The organism is Pseudomonas sp. Q1-7 (assembly GCF_028010285.1).
Lineage (GTDB): Bacteria > Pseudomonadota > Gammaproteobacteria > Pseudomonadales > Pseudomonadaceae > Metapseudomonas.
This window is the reverse complement of the sequence record NZ_CP116304.1, coordinates 4836845-4855647: the sequence shown is the minus strand read 5'-3', so window position 1 is coordinate 4855647 and position 18803 is coordinate 4836845. Positions and strand designations below refer to the sequence as shown.

Sequence of the window (18803 nt, the reverse complement as noted above, 5' to 3'; positions counted from 1 at the left end):
CGCCCCATCTTCACTGGGGAGTGATTCTTATGAGCAAAAAGAACAACCTGCCACAACGCGCCCTCCTGGCTTCTGCCATCGGTCTGGCCGTGGCGTCGACCACCGGACTGGCCCTGGCCGCGGAGCAGGGCAAACTGGAACTCGGCAACGTGAACGTGGACGGTAAAGCCGAGAAGTCCTACAAGGTCGAGCAGTCCGCTTCCACCAAGTACACCGCGCCGCTGCTGGACACTCCGCAGACCATCACCGTCGTCCCCCGGGAAGTCATCCAGGAACAACAGGCCCTGAGCCTGCGCCAGGTGCTGTCCAACGTCTCCGGCATCACCTTCAACGCCGGTGAGGGCGGCGGTGGCTCCGGCGACAGCATCAACATTCGCGGTTTCTCCGCGAACAACAACATCCAGATCGACGGCCTGCGCGACAGCGCCCAGACCAGCCGTACCGATACCTTCAACATCGAGCAGGTCGAGGTCATCAAGGGCCCGAACTCGGTGTTCGGCGGCGCCGGCACCACCGGCGGCAGCATCAACATCATCAGCAAGCAGCCGATGGATCGCGCCTTCACCCGCCTGGGCGGCGGCCTCGGCACCGACAACTACCACCGCCTGACCCTGGACGCCAACCAGCCGCTGGAAGGCGTGGGCAGCAACAGCGCCTTCCGCGTGAACCTGATGGCCCACGAGAACGACGTGCCCGGCCGCGACGAGATCGACCGCGAGCGCTGGGGCGTTGCGCCCTCCCTGCGCCTGGGTTTCAACGACGCCACCCGCCTGACCCTCAGCGCCTTCCACCAGACCGACGACAACCTGCCGGACTATGGTGTGCCCGCCCGCGACGGCAAGAAGATCGCCGGCGTCAGCCGCGAGGATTACTTCGGCTGGGACAACCTGGACAAGGACGAGATCGAGCAGAACGCCTTCACCGCGAACTTCGAGCACGATTTCAGCGACAGCCTGCGTCTGCAGAACCTGACCCGCTACAGCCGCATCGACCGCAACACCATCGTTTCGGCGTCCCACGTGAATACCGACGGCGTCCCGCCGGGACGCTACCTCCCGGCCGGTCCGCAGGCGTACGGTCGTGACACCACCACCGAGATGTGGATCAACCAGACCAACCTGCGCGCCAGCTTCGACACTTTCGGCCTCGGCCACGAACTGGTGACCGGCGCCGAGATCTCCCGCGAGGACTTCGATCTCAAGAACTACGACCACTTCCTGGGGACGGCATCTGCGCCTTATCCAGGGAATGGCTTCGACCTGTCCAACCCGCCCGGACACTGGGATGGCCCGGTGGGCAAGAACATCCGCGGCTACACCGAGAACCAGCTGGACGACAAGGCGCTGTACGTCTTCGATACCGTCGCCCTGCACGAGCAGTGGGACTTCAACGTCGGCCTGCGCTACGACTGGTTCAAGGGCCACAGCGACACCTTCAACGCAACCCACCAGCAGACCGGCGACTTCACCTCCAAGGACGAAAAGCTCAGCAGCCGCGCCGGCCTGGTCTACAAGCCGGTGGAGAACGGCCGCTTCTACGTGGCCTGGGGCAACTCCTTCAACCCCACCGCCGAAGGCATTGCCTCCAACGGTGGCGGCCTGAACGCGAACACCGAGAACCTGGACCCGGAAAAGAACGAAACCTGGGAGTTGGGCACCAAGTGGGAACTCCTGGATGGTCGCCTGGCACTGGATGGCGCGCTGTTCCGCGTGGAGAAGACCAACGCGCGTGAAACCATGGCCGACGGTTCCACCCAACTAGCCGGCAAGCAGCGCGTGGAGGGCGTGGAACTGGGCCTGACCGGCCACATCACCGAGCAGTGGGACGTGTTCGCCAACTACACCTTCCAGTCCAGCGAAACCCTCAAGGCGGCCGACACCGCTGCCGGTATCGCCCGTGAAGGTCAGGCGCTGGGCAACACCCCGCCGCGTTCCTTCAACCTGTGGACCACCTACGAGCTGCCGGAAGGCTGGACCCTGGGTTACGGTGCGCGCTATGTCAGCGAACGCAACGTCACCTCCAGCACCACCGCCAAGCTGGACGCCTACTGGCTGCACAACGCCATGGTCGGCTACAAGGTCAGCGAGGACCTGGACCTGCAGCTGAACGTGAACAACCTGTTCGACAAGGACTACGTGGAGCGCGTACGCCAGCAGAACGGCACCAGCGCACGTTCCTCGGCCATCGAATACGGCGATGCCCGTTCGGCGATCCTGACCGCCACCTACTCGTTCTGATGGACGAGCCGCGGGCCCTGCCTGGTGCAGGGCCCGCGCGGCGGTAAATAAAAGGTAAACGCGTCGATTTCTGGTTTAACGCATCCCGTTCTCAAATAAAATCGCCTCCCGGTCAGGCATGGTGCCGACCGCGAACCTGCGATCCGGCGCGTTGCCAGACGCGTACCCGAGGGATATCACGTGTTGAAGAAGACCCTGTTCCAGCTGCACTGGCTGTTCGGTATCAGTGCCGGGCTGGTACTGGCCCTGATGGGCGTCACCGGGGCCGCCTACAGCTTCCAGGAGGAAATCCTCCGCCTGCTCAATCCTGAGACCCTGACCGTCCAGGTGCGCGAAAGCGGCGTGCTGCCGCCGGCCGAGCTGGTGAGCAGGATCGAGGCCGCCGAGGACAAGAAAGTGTCCGGCCTCTGGGTGGCGACCAACAGCGACCTGGCCGCCCGCGTCTTCTTCGCGCCGCCGCCCGGCGAGCGCCGTGGTCCGATGCGCTACTTCGACCCCTACACCGGCGAACTGCTGGGCGAGCCCGTCGGCCAGCCGTTCTTCGGCCTGATGCTGCAATTGCACCGTTACCTCGCCCTGGGCGAGTTCGGCAAGCAGATCACCGCCGCCTGTACCCTGATCCTCATCTTCTTCTGTCTTTCCGGCCTGTACCTGCGCTGGCCGCGGCAGGCCGCCAACTGGCGCGCCTGGCTGACCCTCGACTGGTCGCGCAAGGGCCGTAGCTTCAACTGGGACCTGCACGCCGTGGCCGGCACCTGGTGCCTGCTGTTTTATCTCCTGGCGGCACTGACCGGTTTGTTCTGGTCCTACGACTGGTACCGCGAAGGCCTCAATCGCCTGCTCGCCGACGCCCCCGCCGGGCAGCAGGGCAAGCCTGGCGAGCGCCGTGGCGAAGGGCGCGGCCAAGCGCCGTCCGGCCCGCCGCTGGTGGTGGATTATGACGCCGTGTGGAAGAGCATTCGCGAAACCGCCGGCCCCACCATGAGCACTTACAACCTGCGCCTGCCGCCGGTGGGCGGCCAGCCGGCCACTGTCTTCTACCTGCTGGAAGACGCCGCGCACCCGCGCGCGCTGAACCAGATCCGCCTCGACCCGGCCAGCGGCAAGGTGCTGCGCAGCGACCGCTACACCGACAAGAGTTTCAAGGCGCAAGTGCTCACCAGCATCTACGCGCTGCACGTGGGCGAGTATTTCGGCCTGACGGGACGCATCTTGGTGACGCTCGCCAGCCTGACCATGCCGTTGTTCTTCGTCACGGGCTGGCTGCTTTACCTCGACCGTCGGCGCAAGAAGCGCGCAGCCCGTGCGGCTCGTGGCAACCTCGCCGCGAGCGGTGGTGATGACTCCTGGCTGATCGGCTTCGCCAGCCAGAGCGGTTTCGCCGAACAACTGGCCTGGCAGAGTGCCGGCCAGCTCCAGGCCGCCGGCCTGCCGGTACGGGTCGAACCCCTGGCGAGCCTGGATGGTGCGGCCCTGGCCCAATCCCGCAATGCCCTTTTCGTGGTCAGCACCTTCGGCGACGGCGAGGCCCCGGACGACGCCCGTGGCTTCGAGCGCAAGGTACTTGGCCAGGCCTCCCAGCTTGCCGGCCTGCGCTTCGCCGTGCTGGCCCTGGGGGATCGACAGTACGAGCAATTCTGCGGTTTCGGCCGCCGCCTGCAGGCCTGGCTGAAAGGGCAGGGCGCCAGCCAGTTGTTCGACCCGGTGGAGGTGGACAACGGCGACAGCGGTGCCCTGCAGCAGTGGCAGCAGCAACTCGCCCAAGTGTCCGGCAGCGCCCAGCTGACGCCCTGGAGCGGCCCGGCCTTTGAGCACTGGACTCTGGAACGGCGCGAACACCTGAATCCGGGCAGCCAGGGCGAGTCCACCTGGTTGCTGCGTCTGCGTCCGCCGGCCGGTAGCCGGATGGAATGGCAGGCCGGCGACCTGGTGGAAATCCTTCCGCGCCAGGCCGATTCGCGCATCCAGGCCTGGCTCGACCAGCACAAGCTGGACGGTGACGCTCCGGTCGAGCTGGACGGCATGCGCCAGCCGCTGCGCCAGGCCTTGGCCGGGCGCCTGCTGCCGAATTCCTTCGAACACCTGGTGGGCCTGCATCCGCAAGCCCTGGTCCAGGCCCTGATCGGCCTGTCGGTGCGCCAGTACTCCATCGCCTCGCTCGCCAGCGACGGGGCACTGGAGCTGATCGTGCGCCAGGAGCAGCATGCCGACGGCAGCCTGGGCATCGCCTCCGGCTGGCTGACCCACTTCCTGCCGGAAGGGGCTGCCGTGCCGCTGCGCCTGCGCCGCAACAGCCGCTTCCACCTGGTCGAGGATGACCGTCCGCTGATCTTCATCGGCAACGGCACCGGCCTCGCTGGCCTGCGCAGCCTGCTCAAGGCGGCCATCGCCGACGGCCGCACACGCAACTGGTTGCTGTTCGGCGAGCGCAACCGGGCCCATGACTTCTATTGCCGCGACGAATTGCAGGGCTGGCTGGACCAGGGCGAGCTGCAACGCCTGGACCTCGCCTTCTCCCGCGACCAGGCCGCGAAGGTCTACGTACAGGACCGCCTGCGTGAGGCGGCCGATGAGCTGCGCAGCTGGTTGGCCGAGGGCGCGGTGCTCTACATCTGCGGCAGCCTGCAGGGCATGGCCGAAGGCGTCGACACCACGCTGCGCGACATCCTGGGTGACGCGGGGCTGCAGCAACTGCATGACGAAGGCCGTTACCGCCGCGATGTTTACTGACGGCGTGACGCGCCGAACCGAGTGATCCCTGCTCCTGGGGACTGTTCGCCCCGCCTTGTGCGGGGCGATTTTTTGCCTGCTCTCCGCGTCATCTGGCCGAGGGGGGAGGGCGAGGCCTAACAACGTGCGCATCGCCGGGCTTCGCAGGCTCGGCGCCAGCCTACGCGCAGCCTATATACCCAGGTTGAAACGAATTGGCCCCTACAAGAGGCCGGCTTTTGGCCATAATTCGGCGTATGAACAGACGAATCCTGCTGAATTGCGACATGGGGGAAAGCTTCGGCGCCTGGCGCATGGGTGACGACGAGCACGCCATGCCGCTGGTGGACCAGGCGAACCTCGCCTGCGGCTTCCATGCCGCCGATCCCCTGACCATGCAGCGCACGGTCGAACTGGCGCTGCGCCATGGGGTGCGCATCGGCGCCCATCCCGCCTACCCGGACCTCGCCGGTTTCGGCCGCCGCCACCTGGCCTGCTCGCCGGAGGAAGTGCGCGCCCAGGTGCTGTACCAGATCGGCGCGCTGGAAGCCTTCTGCCGCGCGGTCGGCACCCAGGTGGCCTATGTGAAGCCCCACGGTGCCCTGTACAACGACCTTGTGCGCGACGATGCGCTGCTCGAGGCGGTGCTCGACGCCTGCGCCAGCTACCGCAAGGGCCTGCCGCTGATGGTCCTGGCTCTGGCCGACAACGGTCGTGAGCTACGGCTGGCCGACGCCGCCGACATACCGCTGATGTTCGAGGCCTTCGCCGACCGCGCCTACCTCTCCGACGGCCAGTTGGCGCCCCGGCGCATGGCCGGCGCCGTGCACCACGACCCCGAACGCATTCTCGACCAGGCCCTGGCCATCGCCGCCGGCGAGCCCTTCCCGGACATCGACGGCAAGCCGTTGCGCCTGACCGCCGACAGCCTCTGCGTGCATGGCGACAATCCCGAGTCCCTGGCCGTGTTGCGCCGCCTGCGAGGCAAGCTGGACGCCCTATGATCCGTCTCGAACCCGCCGGCGCCGAGGCCCTGCTGCTGGTGCTGGCCGACGAACCGGACGCCGGGCTGCCCCAGCGCATTGCCGCGCTCAGCGCCACGCTGCGCCAGCAGGTCGGTCCCCTGCTGGTCGACCTGGTGCCCGGCTGGACCACCCTGTTGCTGCACTACGACCTGACCCGTACCGACCACCAGGCGCTGTCCCGGCTCGTCGAACCCCTACTGGAGGCCTGGCTGGCCGCACCGACGCGGGTGGAGGCCGGCCGGTTGCACGAGATTCCCATCTGGTATTGCGGCGAGGATCTGGCCTGGGTGGCCGAAACCTGCGGGATGCGTGTGGACGAACTGGTGGATATCCACAGCAGCGCCGAATACCGGGTCGGCGCCGTCGGTTTTTCGCCCGGTTTCGCCTACCTCGGCGGCCTCGATCCACGCCTTGCGCTGCCGCGCCGCAGCCGGCCGCGCGTTCGGGTGCCGGCCGGCAGCCTGGCCATCGCCGAGCAGCAGACGGCGATTTATCCACAGGCCTCGCCAGGAGGCTGGCACCTGCTCGGACGCTGTCCCTGGCGCCTGTTCGATGCGCGCCGTGAGCCGCCCTGTCCGCTGGCCCTGGGCGACCGTGTGCGCTTCCTGGCCATCGACGAAGACCGCTACCGCAGTGAAGGCGGCGAGGCATGAGCGGCCTGCGCGTTATCAAGCCGGGGCCGTTGAGCCTGTTGCAGGACGCGGGCCGTTACGGCTGGCAGCACCTTGGCGTTTCTCCGGCCGGGCCCATGGACGCGCTGGCGGCGGCCTGGGCCAACCGGCTGCTGGGCAATGCCCGTGGCGCGGCGGTGCTGGAAATTGCCCTGGGCGGCGTGGAGCTGGAGGCGGAGGCGGACCTCTGGGTCGCCCTGACCGGCGCCGACATGCCGCTGAGCCTGGGTGGCGAGCCACGCTGGAACTGGTCGCGCTGGCGGGTCGAGGCCGGGCAGCGTCTGCAGATCGGCTTCGCCCGCAGCGGCCAGCGCGCCTACCTGGCGCTGGCCGAGGGCATCCGCGCCGAGCCGGTGCTGGGCAGCGTGGCCTGCCAGTTGCGCGAGGGCCTGGGTGGACTGGATGCCGAAGGCGCGCGGCTGGCCGAAGGCGATCTGCTGGTCGGCGGCCAACGGGAATTCCCCCGTGGCGCCAGCGTGCCCTGGCCCTGGCAGCCGGATTACAAGGTCGCGCAATCGCTACGGGTGATGATCGGGGGCGATGCCGCCAGCTTCGAGGAAGAGCAGGCGCGGGCCTTCTTCGAGCGCCCCTGGCTGCTCAGCCCGCAATCCGATCGCATGGGCGCGCGCCTGGAGGGTGAACCCCTGGTCGCTCCGCAGCGACAGTGGTCCCAGGGCGTGGTCAGCGGGGCCATCCAGGTGCCGCCGGACGGCCAGCCGATCATCCTCATGGCCGACCGCCAGACCATGGGCGGTTACCCCGTCCTCGGCTGGGTCCATCCGCTGGACCTCGGCCGCCTGGCGCAGTGCCCGGCGAACCAGGTGCTGCGCTTCATCGCCATGAGCCTGGAGGATGCCCAGGACGAACTGCGGGCGTTCTATCGCTTCTTCGGACGTTGACCCGGTTCTTGTAGGAGCGAATTCATTCGCGAAGGGCTGCGCAGCAGCCCGCTTTTGGCATTGAAGGGCAGCCCTTCGGGCTGCTTCGCGAATGAATTCGTTCCTACAACAAGAACGCTCCGTTCGCTATTTCGGCAGGTGGTTCAACGGCAGCGGCGAAGGCGCCTTCACCGTCTGGATGGCGAAGTTGCTGCGGATGTCGCTGACGCCGGGCAACCTGAGCAGGGTGCCGGTCAGGAGGTGTTCGTAGGCGCGCAGGTCCGGCACCACCACTTGCAGCAGGAAGTCCGACTCGCCCGAGACCAGGTGCACAGAGATCACCTCCGGCAGGCTGACCACCGCCGCGCGGAAAGCCTCGGCCTGCTCCTGGCCGTGGCGCTCCACCTTGATGCCGACGAACACGGTCAGCCCGAGGCCCACTTCGTCACGGTCCAGGTTGGCGTGGTAGCCGCGAATCACCCCGGCCTCCTCCAACAGGCGCACGCGGCGCAGGCAGGGCGAGGCGGACAGGCCGATCTCCTCGGCCAGTTGCACGTTGGTCAGGCGACCGTCGCGCTGCAGGGCGGCAAGTATCCGGTGGTCCAGGGCGTCGAGTTTGGGTTTTGGCATATATGTTCGTGACTTGCGTTAACGATTGGCAGGAAATGCCAGTAATGATGATCCGAGTGGTCAAATACGCAAGCACCTGCCCCAGGCTTCGGTCCTAGAATCTGGTCTCTGATGGTTGATCCGGGGTACAGACAATGACCGCTTTCCTGATGGCCCTGGCGGTGGTCTACCTGCTGCCCGGGCCGGACATGATCCTTTTGCTGCAGACCGGTGCCCGTCAGGGGCGCACCATGGCCCTGGCCACCGCGCTGGGGCTGGCCCTGGCGCGGGGCTGCCATGTGGTCCTGGCGGGCCTGGGGTTGGCCGTGCTGTTCCGGAGCGCCCCCTGGACTTTCGACCTGGTGCGCCTGGCGGGCGCGGCCTATCTGTTCTGGATCGGCCTGAGACTGCTGCAGGCGGAGGCCTCGGTGCTGGCGGTGGAGGGCGAGCGGCAGCATTCGCGAGCCTATTGGCAGGCCCTGCGCCGGGGACTTTTCACCAACCTGCTGAATCCCAAGGCGCTGCTGTTCTGCTCGGTGCTGCTGCCGCAGTTCGTCAGCCCCGAGGCGGGCCCGTTGGTGCTGCAGTTCGCCCTTTTGGGCGTGGTGCTGGTGGCAGTGGGCCTGGCATTCGATACCGGCTATGCGCTGGCCGGGGAGGGGCTGGCACGGTGGCTGGGCCAGCGACCGCTGGTGCAGCGGGTGCAGCAGTGGCTGTTCGGCACAGTATTGGTGGGATTCGGCGTACGGCTGGCGCTGTTGCGGGATATCTGAAGGCGGCGCCATTTCGCAAGAGGTGTGGGAGCGAATTCATTCGCGAAAGGGCGCAAAGCGCCCCCGCTGCTACCAGGGCAGGCTCTGCCCGTCATCGCGAATGAATTCGCTCCCACAAGGGGCGTGCCTGCAGCCAGGGCAGCCGATTTCAGGCGTTGATCGTCTCCACGTTGTGGCACGCCACCTGGCGGGCGTCGATCAGGCGCAGCTCCGGTACATCCACCTGGCAGCGCTCGGTGGCGTAGGGGCAGCGTTTGTGGAAGGCGCAGCCGGACGGCGGGTCGAGGGGGTTGGGCAGTTCGCCGGCGATCTTGATCTTCGGCTTGCCCGGGTCCGGGTGGATGGCCGGCGTGGCCGAGAGCAGGGCCTTGGTGTAGGGGTGCAGCGGACGTTCGTAGATCCGTTCGCTGGGGCCCATTTCCACCGGGCGGCCGAGGTACATCACCAGCACGTCGCTGGCGACGTGGCGCACCACCGCAAGGTTGTGGGAGATGAACACGTAGCCGGTGTTGTAGCGCTCCTGCAGGTCCATGAAGAGGTTGAGCACCTGCGCCTGGATGGACACGTCCAGCGCCGAGGTGGGCTCGTCCGCCACCAGCACCTTGGGGTTGAGCATCATGGCGCGGGCCAGGGCGATGCGCTGGCGCTGGCCGCCGGAGAACATGTGCGGGTAGCGCTGGTAGTGCTCGGGGCGCAGGCCCACCTGCTGCATCATCGCCTGCACCTGTTCGCGGCGTTCCGCGCGGGACAGGCCGGTGTTGATCAACAGCGGTTCGGCCAACTGGTCGCCCACCTTTTTCCGCGGGTTGAGCGAGGCGTAGGGGTTCTGGAAGACCATCTGCACATCGCGGCGCAGTTGCTTGCGGTCCTCCTTGCTGGCGCCGGCCACTTCGCGGCCAGCGATCTGCAGGGAGCCGGAGGAGGGTTCCTCGATCAGCGTCAGGGCGCGGGCCAGGGTGGACTTGCCGCAGCCGGATTCGCCGACCACGGCCAGGGTCTTGCCGGCGTCCAGCTCGAAGGACACGCCATTCAGCGCGCGCACCGTGGCATGGGGCTTGAACAGGCCACGGGAAATTTCGTAGTGGCGATGCAGGTCTCGGGCGGTCAATACGGCACTCATCGCGCCACCTCGATCAGGTTAAGGGGGTAGAAGCAGCGCACGGCGCCGTGGGCGTGCGGGTCCAGCGTCGGGCGCTGGGCCACGCAGTTGGCCTGGCCGTAGGGGCAGCGAGGTGACAGCAGGCAGCCGTGGGGCCGGTCGTAGCGGCCGGGGACGATGCCGGGCAGGGTGGACAGGCGATGGGCGCCCAGGCTGTGCTCGGGAATCGCCTTGAGCAGGGCTTCGGTATAGGGGTGGGTCGGTTCGTCGAACAGGTGTGGCACTTCGCCGATCTCCACCGCCTGGCCGGCGTACATCACGCAGACGCGGTTGGCGGTTTCGGCCACCACGGCCAGGTCGTGGGTGATCAGCACCAGGGCCATGCCCTGGTCGCGCTGCAGGTCCAGCAACAAGTCCATGATCTGCGCCTGGATGGTCACGTCCAGGGCGGTGGTGGGTTCGTCGGCAATCAGCAGCTTGGGCTCGGCGGCGATGGCCATGGCGATGGCCACGCGCTGGCTCATGCCCCCGGAGAGCTGGTGCGGGTAGGCGTCGAGGCGGCTGGCGGCGCCGGGAATCTCCACCCGTTCGAGGAGCTCCAGGGCGCGCTGGCGAGCAGCCTTGCCCTTGAGGCCGAGGTGCTGGCGCAGCACTTCCTCGATCTGGAAGCCCACGGTGTAGCTGGGGTTGAGGGCGGTCATCGGGTCCTGGAAGACCATCGCCAGGTCCTTGCCGACGATATGGCGACGCTGCTTGCCCTTGAGGGTGAGCATGTCGTGGCCGTCGAAGCGCAGGCTGTCGGCGCTGATGCGGCCGGGGGCGTCGATCAGGCCCATCAGCGCCATCATGGTCACCGATTTGCCGGAGCCGGATTCGCCGACGATGGCCAGCACCTCGCCCTTGTTCACCGAGATATCGAGGCCGTCCACCACCGGGACGGCGTTGGCGTCGCCGAAGCGCACGCTGAGGTTCTTGATTTCCAGCAGGCTCATGCGATGGCCTCCGGAGAGACGGCCGAGGTTGCCGGCTGGAGGTGATGGGTTTCGCTGCGCTCTACCCATCCGACGAAAATGATTCGACTCATGGTGGGCTCCTCAGACTGCATTCTTGAGTTTCGGGTCCAGCGCATCGCGCAGGCCGTCACCCATCAGGTTGATCGCCAGCACGCTGAGCAGGATGGTCAGGCCGGGCAGCGAGACTACCCACCAGGCGCGTTCGATGTAGTCCCGCGCGGAGGCGAGCATGGTGCCCCACTCGGGGGTCGGCGGCTGCACGCCGAGACCGAGGAAGCCCAGGGCGGCGGCGTCGAGGATGGCCGAGGAAAAGCTCAGGGTGGCCTGGACGATCAGCGGCGCCATGCAGTTCGGCAGTACGGTGACGAACATCAGGCGCAGCAGGCCGGCGCCGGCCAGGCGCGAGGCGGTGACGTAGTCGCGGTTCAGTTCGCCCATCACCGAGGCGCGGGTCAGGCGCACGTAGGACGGCAGGGAAACGATGGCGATGGCGATCACGGTGTTGATCAGGCCTGGGCCGAGGATGGCGACGATGGCCACCGCCAGCAGCAGCGAGGGCAGCGCCAGCATGATGTCCATCAGGCGCATGATCGACGGGCCCAGCAGGCGCGGGAAGAAGCCCGCCAGGAGGCCGAGGAGGATGCCGGGGATCAGCGACATCACCACCGAGGCCAGGCCGATCAGCAGCGACAGCCGCGCGCCGTGGATCAGGCGCGACAGCAGGTCGCGGCCGAGTTCGTCGGTGCCGAGCAGGAACTGCGCCTGGCCGCCTTCCAGCCAGACCGGCGGGGTCAGCAGGAAATCGCGGAACTGCTCGCTCGGGTCATGGGGCGCGACCCAGGGGGCGAACAGGGCGCAGAACACGATCAGGATCATGAAAGCAAGGCCGCCGACGGCGCCCTTGTTGTGGGCAAAGGCCTTCCAGAACTCCTTCAGGGGAGACGGATAGAGGATGCTCGGGTCGACCTGGGGTTGCATGGCATTCATGTTCAGGTCTCCTTAGCGCTGATGACGGATGCGTGGATTGACCAGGCCGTAGAGGATGTCCACGACGAAGTTCACCAGGATCACCAGGCAGGCGATCAGCAGGATGCCGTTCTGCACCACCGGGTAATCACGGGCGCCGATGGCTTCGATCAGCCATTTGCCGATGCCCGGCCAGGAGAAGATGGTTTCGGTCAGTACCGCGCCGGCGAGCAGGGTGCCCACCTGCAGGCCGAACACGGTGAGCACCGGGATCAGCGCGTTGCGCAGGCCGTGGACGAAGACCACGCGGGCCGGCGACAGGCCCTTGGCGCGGGCGGTGCGTACGTAGTCCTCGCGCAGCACTTCGAGCATCGCCGAGCGGGTCATGCGGGCGATCACCGCCAGCGGGATGGTGCCGAGCACGATGGCCGGCAGGATCAGGTGGCGCAGGGCATCGACGAAGGCGCCTTCCTCTTCGGACAGCAGGGTGTCGATGAGCATGAAGCCGGTGACCGGCTCGATGTCGTAGAGCAGGTCGATGCGCCCGGATACCGGTGTCCAGCCGAGCCACACCGAGAAGAACATGATGAGCAACAGGCCCCACCAGAAGATCGGCATGGAGTAGCCCGCCAGGGAGATGCCCATCACCCCGTGGTCGAACAGCGAGCCGCGTTTCAGGGCGGCGATCACGCCGGCCAGCACGCCGAGGGTGCCGGCGAAGATCAGCGCGGCGATGGCCAGTTCCAGGGTGGCGGGGAACAGGGTGAGGAATTCGTGCCAGACGCCTTCGCGGGTGCGCAGGGATTCGCCCAGGTCGCCCTGGGCCAGCTTGCCGACATAGTCCAGGTACTGCTCCGGCAGCGGTTTGTTGAGGCCCAGGCGTTCCATGGCCTGGGCGTGCATTTCCGGATCGACCCGGCGTTCACCCATCATCACCTCCACCGGGTCGCCGGGAATCAGGCGGATCAGGGCGAAGGTGAGCAGGGTGACGCCGAAGAAGGTGGGGATCAGAAGCCCCAGTCGGCGTGCGATGAAACTCAGCATTTGGGCGAATCACTCCTCATCTTTGTTATGCCGGCCAGGGGGCTGACCGTTCCCAGCAGTTTAGGCCGCGTGGGTAAAGGCGCCGCTCCGGGGAAGCCCGGTACGGCGCCTTGCGTTCGTTGTGGCAGGTGAGAAAGACCTCGTCCGGTCTGCGCCGGTTGGAGGAAAGGGCCGGTCGCCCGGCCCATGGCTCAGCGTTCGTTGGCGACGCCGTAGAAGCTGTTGCGGCCGAAGGGGCTGATCAGGAAGTCCTTCACGCTGGCGCGCATCGGCTGGTAGACCGTGGAGTGGGCGATCGGGGTGATCGGCACCTGCTGCTGCAGGACGTGCTGCGCCTGCTTGTACAGCGTGGTGCGCTGTTCCACGTCGGCGGTGGCCTTGGCGGCTTTCACCAGCTTGTCGTAGCCGGCGTCGCACCACTTGGAGAAGTTGTTGCCGTCCACCGAGTCGCAGCCGTAGAGGGTGCCCAGCCAGTTGTCCGGGTCGCCGTTGTCGCCGGTCCAGCCGATCAGCATGGCGTCGTGCTCGCCGGCATGGGCACGCTTGATGTACTCGCCCCACTCGTAGCTGACGATGCGCGCCTTGATGCCCACCTTGGCCCAGTCGGCCTGGAGCATTTCGGCCATCAGCTTGGCGTTGGGGTTGTACGGACGCTGCACCGGCATGGCCCAGAGGGTGATCTCGGTGCCTTCCTTCACGCCGGCGGCCTTGAGCAGCTCCTTGGCTTTTTCCGGATCGAAGGCGCGGTCCTTGATGGTTTCGTCGTAGGACCATTGGGTCGGCGGCATGCCGTTCACGGCCAGTTGGCCGGCGCCCTGGTAGACGGCGTCGATGATGGCCTGCTTGTTCACCGCCATGTCCAGCGCCTGGCGCACTTCGAGCTTGTCGAAGGGCGCGCGGGTGACGTTGTAGGCGATGTAGCCGAGGTTGAAGCCCGGCTCGCTGGGCACCTTGAGGTTCGGGTCTTTCTTCAGGGCCTCGATATCCGCCGGACGCGGGTTGAGGGTGACCTGGCATTCGCCGGCCTTGAGCTTCTGGGTACGCACCGAGGCGTCGGTGTTGATGGCGAAGATCAGGTTGTCGATCTTCACGTCTTCCGGCTTCCAGTAGTCCTTGTTGCCGGTGAAGCGGATCTGCGCGTCCTTCTGGTAGCGCTTGAGCACGAAGGGGCCGGTGCCGATGGGCTTCTGGTTGATGTCGGCGGCCTTGCCGTTCTTCAGCAACTGCTCGGCGTACTCGGCGGACTGGATGGCGGCGAAGTTCATCGACAGGTTCTGGATGAAGGCGGCGTCCACTTCGTTCAGGGTGAAGGCCACGGTCATCGCGTCGAGCTTCTCCACCTTGGCGATGTTCTTGTCCAGGCCCATGTCGGTGAAGTAGGGGAATTCGGTGGGGTACGCCTTACGGAACGGGTGATCCTTGTCGAGCATGCGCTGGAAGGTGAAGAGCACGTCGTCGGCGTTGAATTCGCGGGTGGGCTTGAAGTAATCGGTGCTGTGGAACTTCACGCCCTGGCGCAGGTGGAAGACATAACGCTTGCCGTCTTCGCTGATCTCCCAGTTGCTGGCCAGGGCCGGTTCGACCTGGGTGCTGCCACGCTGGAACTGGGCGAGACGGTTGAAGAGGGTTTCCGAGGTCGCGTCGAAATCGGTGCCGGTGGTGTATTGGCCCGGGTCGAAGCCGGCGGGGCTGCCTTCCGAGCAGAACACCAGGTAGCTGGCGGCGTGGGTGAAGCCGGAGCCGAGGATAAGGCCGGCGGCGATCATGGTCTTGAGGGTGGTTTTCTGACGCATGCGAACCTCGTTGTTGTTGTTCTGAGGGCGGCGTATCAGGTGGCTGGAGCCAGTGCTGCGCAGTGCACCTGACCCTGCGGCTTCGTGGGCCGCAGGCTGCCCGTCATTCGCGGGCCGGGAGCCGGATGCCGGCATTCCCCGGGCGGGCGATGGCGGCGGAGGGCGAGGGATGCCTGCACCACCGCGGCCGAGGCCGAACTTAAGTGATGCTGAAATTAAGGTCAACTTAAATTCAGTGATGCTTACTTCCCGGAACCTACGGGTCAGGGCGTGGGGTGGTCGTCGAACAGGCCCATGGTGGTCACGGTCAGGACCTCGGCCACTTCATTTCCGGTATTGGCGAGGAAATGCGCCTTGGCGGCGTCGAAATGCACCGAATCGCCGGGGCCCAGCGGGTACTTGTGGCCTTCGATGGTGTAGACAATCTGCCCGGACAGCACATAGGCGAACTCGGCGCCCTCGTGGGAGATGAGTTCCGATTGATAACCCACCGGCATGCTCATCTTCACCGCGTTGATCAGGTTGCCCGGGAAGTTGCTGGACAGCCGCTCGTAGGCCAGCGGCTGGCCGCCGATGGTGTAGCGCACACGCTGGCCCTGGTGGGAATCGGGCTGGGGTTGGGGCGGTTGGTCGAACAGGGCGTTGAGGGGGATGCCCAGGGACTTGGCGATGTTCGCCAGGGAGGAAATCGACACGCCGGTGAGGTTGCGTTCCGCCTGGGACAGGAAACTGGCCGTGAGGCCCGATTCGGCGGCTACCTGGTTCAGGGTCTTGTTGGCGGCGCGGCGGTAGCGGCGCAAGCGTTCCCCGATCTGCTCTACGGTCATTGGCCTGGCTCTTGTTCTGAAGGGCGCCAGTATAACGAGCGGCGCATTGTAGAAAAGGCTTGTCGCCTTATTGAAAATTAAGTGGCACTGAAAAATGCCGTTGACGCCATTTTAAGTGGAACTTAAATTCGACGAACAACAACATCACTCGGGAGAACACGATGACACTGGGCGTGGGGGGCAAGACCCCGGAGCAGGCACTGGCCGGCCTGGCGAACATGACGGCGGGCATGGCGCCCATCGGCCTGGACGAGTACCAGGCGCGCATCGCCAGGGCACAGGCGCTGATGCGCCAGCAGGGCATCGCTGCCCTCTACCTGAATGCCGGCAGCAACCTGCGCTACTTCACCGGCGTGAAGTGGACGCCCAGCGAACGCATGGTGGGCGCCGTGCTGCCCGCCAACGGTCCGTTGGCCTATATCGCCCCCGCCTTCGAAGAAGGCACCATCCGCGACTTCCGCGAGGTGGAAGGCGCCATCCACACCTGGCAGGAACACCAGAGCCCCTACCGCCTGCTGCTGGAGATGCTGGTGGGAATGGGGATCGCCGCCGATGCGCGGGTGGGGCTCTGTCCTTCCCTGGCCTTCTTCATGTTCGATGGCATTCGTCGCCTCGGCGCCGCCTTCGATTTCGTCGACGCCGCTTGCGTGATCGACCCCTGCCGCTTCCACAAGTCGGCCACCGAGCTGGCCCTCATGCAGCGGGCCAAGGACATGACCCTGGAAGTGCACAAGGCCGCCGCCAGCATCCTGCGCGAAGGCATCAGCACCACGGACGTCGCCGAGTTCATCCGCGAGGCGCACCGCAAGGTGGGCGCCCCCGGTTCGACCTTCTGCATCGTGCTGTTCGGCGAAGCCAGCGCCTTCCCCCATGGCGTGAAGCACGCCCAGGTGCTCAAGGACGGCGACATGGTGCTGATCGACACGGGTTGTCAGCTCCACGGCTACCAGTCGGATATCACCCGCAGCTACGTGTTCGGCACGCCCAGCGAACGCCAGCGCGCCTTCTGGAACCTGGAAAAAGCCGCGCAGCAGGCTGCCTTCGACGCCGCTCGCCTCGGCGCGCCCTGCGGCTCGGTGGACGCCGCCGCTCGCCGCTGCCTGGAAGACGGTGGCCTGGGGCCGGACTACCAACTGCCGGGGCTGCCACACCGCACCGGTCACGGCATCGGCCTGGATATCCACGAGGGCCCCTACTTGGTGCGCGGTGACGAGACGCCGTTGGCCGAGGGCATGTGCTTCTCCAACGAGCCGATGATCTGCGTGCCCGGGGAGTTCGGCATTCGCCTGGAGGACCACTTCTACATGACGGCCGAGGGGCCGCGCTGGTTCACCCAGCCGAGCCACTCCATCGACGATCCGTTCGGGTTGGAGGCCTGAGAGGCGGGACGCTGTCCCGCTTCGCGAATGAATTCGCTCCCACAGGGAGAGAGCCGGGGTGAGGGAGGTAAAGCCCCGCTCGGCCTCCGATGGGCAGACCTGCGGTCTGCTTGGCGAATGAATTCGCCCCCACAGTCGCCAAGCCAACCTATTGCGCCAGCTTCACCCGCGCGAAGTTGTTCGAACCCAGCGGATTGAGCTGGAAGCCTTCCACGCCCTTGCGGATCGCCGCGAACTGCTTGGGGTGGGCCAGGGGAATCCACGGCGCCTGCTCGTGGAAGATCGCCAGGGCGTGGCGGTAGAGCTCGGCGCGCCGCGCTGGATCGGTCACCGTGCGGGCCTGGCGGATCAGGTCGTCGAACTCGGCATTGCACCAGCCGGCCTGGTTCTCGCCTGATTTCGCCGCCGCGCAGGACAGGTTGGGCGTGAGGAAGTTGTCCGGATCACCGTTGTCGCCGGCCCAGCCCATGAACACCAAATCGTGCTGGCCCTGCTTGGCGCGCTTGATCAGCTCGCCCCATTCATAGACGCGGATCTCCGCCTTGATGCCGATGGCCGCCAGGTCGGCCTGGAGCATTTGCGCGCCGATGCCGGGGTTGGGGTTGGTCGGCCCGCCACCGGGACGGGTCCAGATGCTCAGCTTGAAACCATCCTGGTGCCCGGCCTCGGCCAACAATCGGCGAGCCCTTTCCGGGTCGTGAGGCCAAGGGGCGAGCGTGTCGTTGAAGCCCAGCAGCGTGGCCGGATAAGGCGCCACGGCGCGGCTGGCGTTGCCTTCGCCGAACTGCGCGCGCAGATAGGCGCGGGTGTCGAAGGCGAGGTTGATGGCCTGGCGCACCCGCACATCGTCCAGCGGCGGATGGCGGGTATTGAGGCCGACATAGGCCACCAGCAGGGAATCCAGTTCGAGTATCTGCAGTGCCGGCTCCTGGCGCAGCGCGGCGATATCGGTGGGGCGCGGGTACAGCGCCACCTGGCAGGCGCCGGCCTTGAGCTGCTGCACGCGCACATTGGGATCGGGAGTGATGGCGAACAGCAGCCGGTCGAGCGTCGGCTTGCCTGCCCAGTAGTCCGGGTGGGCGCGGAAGCGCACCTGGGCATCCTTGCGGTAGCGCTCGAAGACGAAGGGGCCGGTGCCAATGGGCTGGCGATTCAGCTGCTCGGCCTTGCCGGCCTTGAGCAACTGCCCGGCGTACTCGGCGGAATAGATGGAGGTGAAGCCCATGGCCAGGTCGGCGAGGAAGGGCGCTTCGGGGTGTTTCAGGACGAAGCGCACGCGGTGATCGTCCAGCTTCTCGATGCGTTCGATGAGCTGGGCGAAGGCCATGGACTCGGCATAGGGAAAGCCGCGCGGCGACAGTTTGTGCCAGGGGTGGCTGGCGTCCAGCTGGCGCTGGAAACTCCAGAGCACGTCGTCGGCATTGAACGCGCGGGTCGGTGTGAACCAGTCGGTGCTGTGGAACTTCACACCCTTGCGCAGCTGGAATTCGTAGGTGAGGCCATCCGCGCTGATGCTCCAGCTTTCGGCGAGGCCCGGTTGCAGCCGGGTACTGCCGGGGGCGAACTGCACCAGGCGGTCGAAGACGGTTTCGGCCGAGGCATCGGCCGTGGTGGCGGCGGTGTACTGGACGATATCGAAGCCTTCCGGGCTGGCTTCGGTGCAGACCACCAGGGACTGGCTGGCGATGGCGTGGAGGGGAAGGCAGAGGGCGAGGGACAACAGGCTTCGGCGCATCGGGCTTCCTTGGGACAGCGGGGGAGGGCTCCAAAGAAAACGGGG

The 18803-nt window shown here is 66.6% G+C and carries 15 protein-coding genes; 7 read left to right on the top strand and 8 right to left on the bottom strand.

The genetic code is table 11. The features are described from left to right. The first annotated feature begins 29 nt into the window (after positions 1–29). From PJW05_RS22525 to PJW05_RS22505, 5 genes are all read left to right on the top strand, one after another. Positions 30–2237 carry a TonB-dependent receptor gene (locus PJW05_RS22525; RefSeq protein WP_271409168.1) on the top strand — a complete coding sequence of 736 codons (2208 nt, stop codon included), beginning with the start codon at positions 30–32 and terminating at the stop codon, positions 2235–2237. 183 nt (positions 2238–2420) lie between these two features. After that, positions 2421–4967 carry a sulfite reductase flavoprotein subunit alpha gene (locus PJW05_RS22520; RefSeq protein ID WP_271412287.1) on the top strand — a complete coding sequence of 849 codons (2547 nt, stop codon included), beginning with the start codon at positions 2421–2423 and terminating at the stop codon, positions 4965–4967. A 236-nt stretch (positions 4968–5203) separates the two neighbouring features. After that, positions 5204–5950, top strand: coding sequence for a 5-oxoprolinase subunit PxpA (locus PJW05_RS22515; RefSeq protein ID WP_271409167.1), 747 nt, complete (start codon positions 5204–5206; stop codon positions 5948–5950). Next, complete coding sequence (gene pxpB, locus PJW05_RS22510; protein ID WP_271409166.1) at positions 5947–6624, top strand: 5-oxoprolinase subunit PxpB; 678 nt, start codon at positions 5947–5949, stop codon at positions 6622–6624. Before PJW05_RS22515 ends, pxpB begins: the two co-directional genes overlap by 4 nt. Beyond that, a complete protein-coding gene (locus PJW05_RS22505) occupies positions 6621–7541 on the top strand; it encodes a biotin-dependent carboxyltransferase family protein (RefSeq protein ID WP_271409165.1) in 921 nt (306 codons plus the stop codon). The genes pxpB and PJW05_RS22505 overlap by 4 nt, the downstream gene beginning before the upstream one ends. 126 nt (positions 7542–7667) lie before the next feature. On the opposite strand, the gene PJW05_RS22500 is transcribed toward PJW05_RS22505, so the two are convergent. Next, on the bottom strand, positions 7668–8150 hold the full coding sequence (locus PJW05_RS22500; RefSeq protein ID WP_271409164.1) for an Lrp/AsnC family transcriptional regulator: 483 nt from the start codon (positions 8148–8150) through the stop codon (positions 7668–7670). A 134-nt stretch (positions 8151–8284) separates the two neighbouring features. Here PJW05_RS22500 and PJW05_RS22495 point away from each other — a divergent pair, with 134 nt between their 5' ends. Then, entirely contained in the window at positions 8285–8902 is a 618-nt protein-coding gene (locus PJW05_RS22495; protein WP_271409163.1) for a LysE family translocator, read from the top strand. A 148-nt stretch (positions 8903–9050) separates the two neighbouring features. On the opposite strand, the gene PJW05_RS22490 is transcribed toward PJW05_RS22495, so the two are convergent. From PJW05_RS22490 to PJW05_RS22465, 6 genes are all read right to left on the bottom strand, one after another. After that, positions 9051–10022, bottom strand: coding sequence for a peptide ABC transporter ATP-binding protein (locus PJW05_RS22490; RefSeq protein WP_271409162.1), 972 nt, complete (start codon positions 10020–10022; stop codon positions 9051–9053). After that, on the bottom strand, positions 10019–10993 hold the full coding sequence (locus PJW05_RS22485; protein ID WP_271409161.1) for an ABC transporter ATP-binding protein: 975 nt from the start codon (positions 10991–10993) through the stop codon (positions 10019–10021). The genes PJW05_RS22490 and PJW05_RS22485 overlap by 4 nt, the downstream gene beginning before the upstream one ends. Positions 10994–11095: 102 nt before the next feature. After that, positions 11096–12001 (bottom strand): ABC transporter permease subunit, encoded by a 906-nt coding sequence (locus PJW05_RS22480; protein ID WP_271409160.1) that lies wholly within the window; start codon positions 11999–12001, stop codon positions 11096–11098. Between the two features lie 12 nt (positions 12002–12013). Further along, entirely contained in the window at positions 12014–13024 is a 1011-nt protein-coding gene (locus PJW05_RS22475; RefSeq protein WP_271409159.1) for an ABC transporter permease subunit, read from the bottom strand. A 191-nt stretch (positions 13025–13215) separates the two neighbouring features. After that, positions 13216–14790 (bottom strand): ABC transporter substrate-binding protein, encoded by a 1575-nt coding sequence (locus tag PJW05_RS22470; protein WP_442969270.1) that lies wholly within the window; start codon positions 14788–14790, stop codon positions 13216–13218. Positions 14791–15080: 290 nt separating this feature from the next. Further along, a complete protein-coding gene (locus PJW05_RS22465; protein ID WP_271409157.1) occupies positions 15081–15644 on the bottom strand; it encodes a helix-turn-helix domain-containing protein in 564 nt (187 codons plus the stop codon). Between the two features lie 161 nt (positions 15645–15805). Here PJW05_RS22465 and PJW05_RS22460 point away from each other — a divergent pair, with 161 nt between their 5' ends. Further along, positions 15806–17023, top strand: a complete 1218-nt coding sequence (locus PJW05_RS22460) for a M24 family metallopeptidase (protein ID WP_271409156.1) — start codon at positions 15806–15808, stop codon at positions 17021–17023. 148 nt (positions 17024–17171) lie between these two features. On the opposite strand, the gene PJW05_RS22455 is transcribed toward PJW05_RS22460, so the two are convergent. Next, on the bottom strand, positions 17172–18758 hold the full coding sequence (locus tag PJW05_RS22455) for an ABC transporter substrate-binding protein (protein WP_271409155.1): 1587 nt from the start codon (positions 18756–18758) through the stop codon (positions 17172–17174). Between the last annotated feature and the right edge of the window lie 45 nt (positions 18759–18803).